Below are 8,562 nucleotides of genomic sequence, written 5' to 3'. Positions count from 1 at the left end.
TTCCTCTACCCCGTCGATCGGGGGAGAGGTGGCTCGGCGAAGCCGAGACGGAGTGGGGGTCGACCAGCGCTGCATAAACAATGCATGCGCCAAGCTGCCATGCACGCTATCGCCAAAGACCAGCCCGCTTGGAAATGTGTGCATGCGGTAGACAAGGAGAGCTGGGAAATAAAAAACCGGCGTCAGCTTGCTTCTGACGCCGGTCATTCAGGTTTTGGGATCGTCGCACCTGATTTTTCCAAGGAAAAACCGAGGTTGGTTCGATCCGACGCTGACCCGTGGGCGGGGGGCTTGGGGTTTACGAGCCGGTGCCGGACCGAACCGTCTCAGGCAACGACCGTAAATTCGTCGGACATTGGGGCATGAGCGCGGATTATTTGTGGCGAGAATGTGGCGGAGCATCACCAATTCCAACATGTGTTTCGCAAACGTGACTGGACGTTTGGGAAACCGCGCGACCCGCGCGTGTTCGGCCGGCCCCGCATTTCCATCGTGCCCTTGCAATTCCCTTATGAAAGCGCGAACCTTGGCCGGCGCATGATTCAATCGAAGGATCGAGGCATGACCGATCACAGCGGCGGGACGGAGGATGGGGAAGCATCCGGAATATTGATCCCGTTGCACGAGGCGCGCAACGCACGCCTCGACCAGCCGGTGCGATTCGACCGGCGCGAGCTCGACCAGATCCTGAGGCTTTACGGACGCATGGTTGCGGCCAATGAATGGCGCGACTACGCGATCGATCATCTCACTGATCGCGCTGTCTTTTCCGTCTTCCGCCGGGCCAGCGAAGTGCCGCTGTTCCAGATCGTCAAGGACCCCAGGCTGGCGCGCCGGCAAGGCGCTTTCGCCGTCATCGCCGCCGGCGGGCGCATCCTCAAGCGCGGCCAGGAGCTCGGCCGCGTGCTTGGTGTCTTCGATGCCAAGCTGAAGGTCGTCGAGGCGTGAAGGGAAAGGGGAATTGATGAACTGAAGAATTGAAGAACTGAGGAAAAAAGCCGCGTCTCCAGCAGACCTTGAGCGCCTCTTCTTCAATTCTTCAATTCTTCAATTCCTCAGTTCCCCTTGAGCCCCCGAAACCTTCGCTCCGGCAGCGAATCCGGATCCGGCGGCAATTCCGCGCCGCCATTCAGCGAAAGCTGCATGAACACCGTGTCCAGCCAGCGTCCGTGCTTGTAGCCGGAGCCCTCGAGGCGCCCGGAATGGCGGAAGCCGAGCTTCTCGTGCAGCCGCACCGAGGCGCTGTCTGCATGGCCGTCGCCGATCACCGCGATGATCTGGCGGAAGCCCGCTGCGCGCGCCGTCTCGATCAGCGCCCGCATCAGCAGCAAGCCCACGCCCTGCCCCTTGGCCTCCGGCGCGACATAGACCGAATCCTCGATGACGAATCTGTAGGCGGGGCGCGGCCGGAACGGCCCGGCATAGGCATAGCCGAGCACGACACCGTCCTTCTCCGCCACGAGATAAGGAAAGCCGCCCGCCGCTAGGGCGTCGAATCGGTTGCCCATTTCCGCGCGGCTCGGCGGCTCCAGCTCGTAGCTTGCCGTGCCGTGCGCGACCGCATCGGCATAGATTTCGGTGATTCGGTCGAGGTCGGCCGCAGTAGCGGCCCTGATCGCAATAGTGCTCATAATTTGTGCAGTTCTCGTTGCTGCCTCGATATCAGCAGAGGACTGCGCGAAAAGAAAGGGCGGCCGTTGGGCCGCCCTTCGCAAAATCTATGGTCCACTGAGACCGGGCAACTGCCTTAGCGGCGGTCGCCCATGAACTGTAGCAGGAACATGAACAGGTTGATGAAGTCGAGATAGAGGCGCAGCGCGCCCATGATCGCCTTGCGGCCGGCGACGTCGGCGACGTCACCTTCGAAATACATCTCCTTGATCTTCTGCGTGTCGTAGGCGGTCAGGCCGGCGAAGACCAGCACGCCGATCGCCGAGATGGCGAAAGCGAGCGCCGACGACTGCAGGAAGATGTTGATCAGCATCGCGATCAGCAAGCCGATCACGCCCATGATCAGGAACGAGCCGAACGCCGACAGGTCGCGCCTGGTCGTGTAGCCGTAGAGCGACAGGCCGCCAAAGGCCGCGGCCGTGGCGAAAAAGGTCTGCGTGATGCTGGTGCCGGTATAGACGAGAAAGATCGTCGACAGCGACAGGCCGACAAGGCCGGCATAGACCCAGAACGTGGCCTGAGCCGCGCCCACGCTCATCGACTGGATGCGGAACGACAGGAACATCACGGCGGCGAGCGGCGCCAGGATGACGACCCAGCGGAACGCGCTTGCATAGATGAGCTGGCCGAAAGCGGTCAGCTGGCCGTCGCCGGTGATGGCGAGCTGGAAGGCGCCCCAGGCGGCAAGGCCGGTGATCAAAAGGCCAAGCCCCATGAGGTTGTAGACTTTGATCATATAGGCGCGCAGGCCCTGATCGATATCGACGCGCACGCCGGGGGCGGCGGACGTCTGGTAGTTGCGAATGGGATCAGCCATTGGAAATCCTCTGTTGCTTCTGCCCCGTCCGGTGACAGGTCATTCGAGACCAGGCGCCGCTGGCGGGGCTCCAGCATGCCTGCGCAAAATATGAGCGTTCTCGACGTCAAGAACAAGACGGTAACGAGGCGCAACGCTTCGTGAGAAAGCAAAAGGCCGGTTTTCGGGTCTTCCGGGCGTCTTTCTTACAAAAATTTAACCCGGCTTACACAGGTTCAAGCGGGCGGGTGGCTCTCGGCCCCCTCCGTCAGAGGTTGCGCAGCACCGGCGCCGCCTTGTGGCCGAGCACCCGCCATGTGCCGGCAAGGCCGATGCCGACGGTGACCGCCAGCGAAACCAGGATCGTCGCCACCGCGACCTGTGGCATGAAATGCGACGGCAGCGTCATGACGTGCGCAATCACGAACCAGGCGGCGATGCCGCCGGCGGCAAGCGCGAACAGCGCGGTCGCAAGGCCGATCAGCACATATTCCAGCGAGAAGGCCGCAATCAGCGTTCGTCGCTTCGCGCCGAGCGTCTTCAGCACCACAGCGTCGTGGATGCGCGCCCGGTTGCCGGCGGCCAAAGCGCCGGAGAGCACCAGCACTGAGGCGATCAGCGCCACGCCGGCGGCGGCGCGGATCGCCGCACCCAATTGCGCGACCAGCCGGTTGACGATGTCGAGCGCGTCCTTGACGCGCACAGTCGTCACAGCCGGAAAGGCGCGGGTGACGGCATTGAGCAGCCTTGCGTCGTCAGCCGTAGTGGCTTGCTTGTCGGTCAGTGTCGCCAGCCAGCCATGCGGCGCCCCGGCAAAGGTGTTGGGCGAAAACACCATGACGAAGTTGATGCCCATCGTCTCCCACTCGACCTGGCGGAAATTGGCGATCCTCGCGGTGACGTTGCGTCCAAGCACATTGACGGTGACGGTATCGCCGAGCTTCAGCCCGATCGCCTTGCCCTCCTCGGCCGAGAACGACACCAGCGGCTCACCGGAATAGTCCTGCGGCCACCATGCGCCTTCGGTCAGCGTTGCGTTTTCCGGCTGCTTGGCATCATAGGTCAGGCCGCGGTCGCCGCGCAGCACCCAGGCGCCGTTGGCCGGGATCTTCACCTTGTCGACGTCGACGCCGTTGAGCGCCATGATGCGGCCGCGCAGCATCGGCACCTTGACCAGCGTCCCCCGCGGCGACTCCTTGCCGACAAGGCCGGCGAAGGCGCCGACATCGCTGCTCTGGATGTCAACGAAGAAGAAGTTCGGCGCCCGCTCCGGCAGGCTGCCGGAGATCTGCCGCCTGAGATTCCCATCGATCAGCGCCAGGGTGACGAGAAGCGTCAGCCCGAGGCCGAGCGACAGCACCACCGAGGGCGTCAGCGCGCCGGGACGGTGGATGTTGCCGAGCGCCAGCCTAAGCGACACGAAACGGACGCGCGGACTTTTCCTAGCCGCCCACTGCACCAGCGCCGCCACCAGCCGCAGCACCAGGAAGGCAAAGACCGTGGCGCCGACGAAGATCGAGGCGATGCGGTAGTCGTTGGCCGAAAGGATCGCCAACGCCGCCAGCGCCAGCACGATCGCGAGCGCCGCGCCCGTATAGGGCAGGCGCGGCAGGCCCCGGCTTTCAAAGCCCATTTCGCGGAACAGCGCGGTTGCCGGCACGTCGCGGGCGCGGCCGAGCGGCAAAAGCGCGAAAGCCAGCGTCACCAGCAGGCCGAACAGCGCGGCAAGAGCGAGCGCGCCGGGATAGAAGCCGCCTTGCGCCGGCACGGGGATGACCGACTGCAGAAGCGCGCCCGCCACGAACGGCATCGCGGCGCCAACGATAAGCCCGAGCACGATGCCGAGGCCCGCAATCAACAGGATCTGCACCAGATAGACGGTGAAGACGAAGCCGCCCGAGGCGCCGAGGCTCTTGAAGGTGGCGATGACGCCGCGCTTGCCGTCGAGATAGGCGCGCACGGCGTTCGCCACGCCGACGCCGCCGACCACCAGCGCCGTCAGCCCGACCAGCGTCAGGAATTGCGAGAAGCGCTCGATATTGGCGGAGAGCGCGGGGGCCGCGTTGCTGCGCGTGCGGATCGACCAGCCGGCCTGCGGGAAATCCTTCGCGGCTTGAGCCTGGATGTCCTTGATCCGCGCCTCGGACGTGCCGTCGGGCAGGCGCACCTTATAGGCGTTCTCGACCAGGCTGCCGGGTTGCACCAGGCCGGATGCGGCAAGGCCCTGGCGCGAAATCATCAGCCGCGGCGCGAAACTGAAACCGTCCGACACCGCATCCGGCTCGCTGACCAGCCTCGCCCGCAGTTCGAAAATGGCGCCGCCGAGTTTCAACCTGTCGCCGATGTGAAGATTGAGCCGGTCGAACAACAGGTCAGGCGCGGCGGCGCCGAATACGCCGGACCGTTCGCCGAACAATTGCTCCTTCGGCAGCGCCGGATCAGTTTCCAGAGCGCCGAAGAGCGGATAGACGTCGTCGACGGCCTTCGCCTCGACCAGCGCCTGGTCCGAGCCGTCCTCCAGCCGCGCCATCGAGCGCATGCCGGATTTGAGCGAAACCGTGCCGAGGCCCTTGATGAAGCCGAGCTCCGCATCGGAAGCGCTGCGCTGGTTGACCTGGAAGCGCAAATCGCCGCCAAGCAGCGTCTGTCCCTGATTGGCGGCGCCGGCCGAGATCGCCTGCGCCACCGAATTGACGCCGCCAATTGCCGCGACGCCCAGCGCGATGCAGGCTAGGAAGATCATGAAACCGGACAGGCCGCCGCGCATCTCGCGCAGCGAGAAGCGGATGGCGAGCTTCAGGGTTCGAAGCCGGGCGGCCGCCATGCCTCTATGCCGTCACTTTGAGCAAAGGCGCATCCTCGATCCGCCCCGAACGCATCGAGACCTGGCGCGCACAACGCCCGGCCAGCGCCGGATCATGCGTCACCAGCACCAGCGTCATGCCGCGTTCCGCCGCCTTGGCGAACAGGAGGTCGGCGATCTGCTTTCCCGTCGCCTGGTCGAGATTGCCGGTCGGCTCGTCGGCGATGAGGATGCGCGGCGACGGCGCCAGCGCCCGCGCGATCGCCACGCGCTGCTGCTCGCCGCCGGAAAGCTCTCCCGGATAATGCGTCACGCGGTCGCTCAGGCCGACGGCCGCGAGCTCCCGCGCGGCCACCCCGAACGGATCGGTATGGCCGGCGAGCTCCAGCGGCACGGCGACATTTTCCAGCGCCGTCATGTTGGGGATGAGATGGAAGGATTGGAACACGATGCCGATGTTTCGCCCCCGAAACGAAGCAATCTGGTCCTCGCTTTTACCGTTGATCAGCTCGCCGGCGATCCGGACCGTGCCTGAATCGACTCTTTCCAGGCCGGCAAGGACCATCAGCAGCGTGGACTTGCCGGAGCCCGACGGACCGACGATGCCGGTGGCTTGCCCGGGCGCCACGTCGAGGCTCACACCCTTCAGCACATGGACGGAGGACGCGCCCTCGCCGAGCGTCAGCGATACGTCCCTCAGCGCGATGACGGCTTCTGTCACAATGAAAGCGCCCTATATGTGAAAAAAGGAGACGGCCGCTGTCTCCTCCCTTGGATTGTTCCGGTCATATGGGGCTCGCCGCATGGCTTTCAAACACCGTTTTGCCGCAGCCCTCCTCCTTTTCCTCGGCCTTTGCGCCGCCATCTCGCCGGCGCGCGCCGCAACCTTCACCATAGTCGGCTTCGGCGACAGCCTGATGGCTGGCTACAGCCTTGGACCGGGCCAGGGTTTCACCGACAGGCTGCAAGCGGCTCTGAAGGCAAAGGGCCTCGACGTCGCCGTCGCCAATGCCGGCGTGTCGGGCGACACATCGAGCGGCGGGCTGGCGCGGCTCGACTGGTCGGTGCCGGACGGCACAAGGCTGGTGATCCTCGAGCTCGGCGCCAACGACATGCTGCGCGGCGTCTCGCCTGAGATCGCCGAAAAGAACCTCGACGCGATGTTGGGCAAGCTGAAGCAGCGCAACATCCCGGCGCTTCTCGCCGGCATGCGCGCCGCGCCCAATCTCGGCGCCGATTACCAGAAGGCCTTCGATGCCATCTATCCGCGGCTTGCCGAAAAATACCGCGTTCCGCTCTATCCGTTCTTTCTCGACGGCGTCGCCGGCCATCCCGACCGCCAGCTCGAAGACGGCCTGCACCCCAATCCCAAGGGGGTCGATGTCATGGTTGAGCGCATCATGCCTGTGGTGGAAAAGGCGATCGCCGACAATGGGGGGCCATCATGAGTCCGTAATGCCACGCTTTCCGCTGGGGAAACTTTGTGGACAACAAACCGCTTGCCCCGCGCCAATATCGATGATTCGCTAGGAACGAGAGTTTCGATTCGAGGACAGGAGGCTTTACATGCCACGTCTTTTCACCGCCCTCGAAATTCCGCGTGATGCCGCACTCTCTTTGTCCCTGCTCCGCGGCGGGCTGCCCGGAGCGCGCTGGATCGATGTCGAAAACTACCATCTGACGCTGCGTTTCATCGGTGATGTCGAGGGCCATGTCGCCGACGAAATCGCCAACGCCCTCGACAGGGTCGACCGCCCCTCTTTCCAGATGACGCTCTCCGGGGTCGGCGCCTTCGGCGGCAAGAAGCCGCATGCGGTGTGGGCCGGCGTGTCGGCCTCGCCCGACCTGACGGCGCTGCAGGGCGAGATCGACCGCATCTGCCAGCGGCTCGGCCTGCCGGCCGACCCACGCAAGTTTTCGCCGCATGTAACGCTGGCGCGCCTGCGCAATGGGAGCCCGCTCGATGTCGCGCAATATCTTTCGGCGCGCGGCAATTTCGCGGCATTGCCCTTCCGCGTCGGCCGCTTCGTCCTGATGTCGTCACGCGATTCGGTCGGCGGCGGCCCCTACATCGTCGAGGAAGCCTGGCCGCTGGTCGGCGAAGCGCTGGCCCCAAGCCGCTTCGCCAGCGCATCCGACGCCTCGCGGATCATGCGGTAGACCGAGGCGAAGGCTTCGGCGCCGTCGTAATAGGGATCGGGAACGTCCACGGTCTTTCCCGTAGCAAAATCCAGATAAAGATGGATGCGGTCGTGCGCGGCCTGCGGCGCCAGCGCCTTGAGGTCGCGCACATTTGCATTGTCCATGCCGAGGATCAGGTCGAAACGCGAAAAATCCTCCTGCAGCACCTTGCGCGCCCGCTGCCCTGAAATGTCGACGCCGTGCCTTGCCGCCACCGCGATCGAGCGCCGGTCCGGCTCCTGGCCGGCATGCCAGCCGCCCGTCCCGGCCGAATCGATCACCAGACCCTGGTCTTTGCCTTGCTCGGTCAGGACGGCGCGGAACACGCCCTCGGCCAGCGGCGAGCGGCAGATGTTGCCAAGGCAGACGAACAGAATGGATTTTATGGGCTTTGCGCTCATCGATCCGGCGCTATGGTTGGATCATCTGCGAATAGCACAGGGACCGGACATGAACAGGGAAAAACTCAACAAGGAAGCGATCGTCGCCGCGCTTGCGGAACTTGACGGCTGGTCGCTCGCCGCCGACGGCGCCTCCATCAAGCGCAGCTTCGTCTTCAAGAATTTCTCCGAGGCCTTCGCCTTCATGACGCGCGTGGCGCTGGCGGCCGAAAAGATGGACCATCACCCGGACTGGTCGAATGTCTACAAGACCGTCGACGTGACGCTGAACACGCATGACGCAGGCGGCGTCACGGCGCTCGATATCGAGCTCGCCAAGCGGATGAACGTATATTTCGGCTGAGAGCGCGCGGACTTCGTCATTCCAGGGCGGAGCAAGGAGCGAAGCGACGCGCGCAGACCCTGGAATCCATTCCGTGACCTTTGCCGAGAATTGCAGCGGGGCAGCATTCTGCACCGTGAGCAGCGCTCGTATGTCACGGAATGGATCCTCGGGTCTGCGCGCGTCGCTTCGCTCCTTGCTCCGCCCGTGGATGACGATCGGAGGGATGCCTTGGCCAACTATCGTACTGAGGCGATTGCCATGCTTGTTATTGTTGCGAGTTCGATTTTAGATCGACGTACCCCCAAACTCTTGTAGCCGCCTCCCGCTTTCACCACATTTTGCCGCGGCGAGCCGCCCGCAACGATGCACGCGGCCAAGGAGCGAT

At 64.3% G+C, this 8,562-nt stretch carries 10 protein-coding genes; 4 read left to right on the top strand and 6 right to left on the bottom strand.

What is annotated here, in order from left to right:
• A partial coding sequence (locus tag LB526_RS29180) for a hypothetical protein (RefSeq protein WP_224532751.1) occupies positions 1–207 on the bottom strand: 207 nt, incomplete at its 3' end.
• A 354-nt stretch (positions 208–561) separates the two neighbouring features.
• On the opposite strand from LB526_RS29180, the gene LB526_RS29175 reads away from it, so the two are divergent.
• Positions 562–948 carry a DUF2794 domain-containing protein gene (locus LB526_RS29175; RefSeq protein WP_140546946.1) on the top strand — a complete coding sequence of 129 codons (387 nt, stop codon included), beginning with the start codon at positions 562–564 and terminating at the stop codon, positions 946–948.
• 107 nt (positions 949–1,055) lie between these two features.
• Here the strand turns inward: LB526_RS29175 and LB526_RS29170 are convergent, their stop codons facing one another.
• The 4 genes from LB526_RS29170 to LB526_RS29155 all read right to left on the bottom strand — a co-directional run bounded on the left by LB526_RS29170 (position 1,056) and on the right by LB526_RS29155 (position 5,991).
• A complete protein-coding gene (locus LB526_RS29170) occupies positions 1,056–1,661 on the bottom strand; it encodes an N-acetyltransferase family protein (protein ID WP_411968318.1) in 606 nt (201 codons plus the stop codon).
• 86 nt (positions 1,662–1,747) lie between these two features.
• Positions 1,748–2,488: a Bax inhibitor-1/YccA family protein gene (locus LB526_RS29165; RefSeq protein WP_095769993.1), complete on the bottom strand. Its 741-nt coding sequence runs from the start codon at positions 2,486–2,488 to the stop codon at positions 1,748–1,750.
• Between the two features lie 247 nt (positions 2,489–2,735).
• Positions 2,736–5,291, bottom strand: coding sequence for an ABC transporter permease (locus LB526_RS29160; RefSeq protein ID WP_224630613.1), 2,556 nt, complete (start codon positions 5,289–5,291; stop codon positions 2,736–2,738).
• 4 nt (positions 5,292–5,295) lie between these two features.
• On the bottom strand, positions 5,296–5,991 hold the full coding sequence (locus tag LB526_RS29155) for an ABC transporter ATP-binding protein (RefSeq protein ID WP_224630612.1): 696 nt from the start codon (positions 5,989–5,991) through the stop codon (positions 5,296–5,298).
• Positions 5,992–6,073: 82 nt separating this feature from the next.
• Between LB526_RS29155 and LB526_RS29150 the strand changes: the two genes are divergently transcribed.
• Positions 6,074–6,718 carry an arylesterase gene (locus tag LB526_RS29150; RefSeq protein WP_224630611.1) on the top strand — a complete coding sequence of 215 codons (645 nt, stop codon included), beginning with the start codon at positions 6,074–6,076 and terminating at the stop codon, positions 6,716–6,718.
• Positions 6,719–6,836: 118 nt separating this feature from the next.
• The gene (gene thpR / locus LB526_RS29145) at positions 6,837–7,430 is read left to right on the top strand and encodes an RNA 2',3'-cyclic phosphodiesterase (RefSeq protein ID WP_095769997.1); all 594 of its coding nucleotides are present in this window, start codon (positions 6,837–6,839) and stop codon (positions 7,428–7,430) included.
• Here thpR and LB526_RS29140 read toward each other — a convergent pair.
• The gene (locus LB526_RS29140) at positions 7,337–7,852 is read right to left on the bottom strand and encodes a low molecular weight protein-tyrosine-phosphatase (protein WP_140845986.1); all 516 of its coding nucleotides are present in this window, start codon (positions 7,850–7,852) and stop codon (positions 7,337–7,339) included. The genes thpR and LB526_RS29140 overlap by 94 nt on opposite strands.
• Positions 7,853–7,901: 49 nt before the next feature.
• Between LB526_RS29140 and LB526_RS29135 the strand changes: the two genes are divergently transcribed.
• Positions 7,902–8,195: a 4a-hydroxytetrahydrobiopterin dehydratase gene (locus LB526_RS29135; RefSeq protein WP_095769998.1), complete on the top strand. Its 294-nt coding sequence runs from the start codon at positions 7,902–7,904 to the stop codon at positions 8,193–8,195.
• The last annotated feature ends 367 nt before the right edge of the window (positions 8,196–8,562 follow it).

The organism is Mesorhizobium sp. CA6 (genome assembly GCF_020165035.1).
Lineage (GTDB): Bacteria > Pseudomonadota > Alphaproteobacteria > Rhizobiales > Rhizobiaceae > Mesorhizobium.
This window is presented reverse-complemented; position numbering and strand designations above follow the sequence as displayed.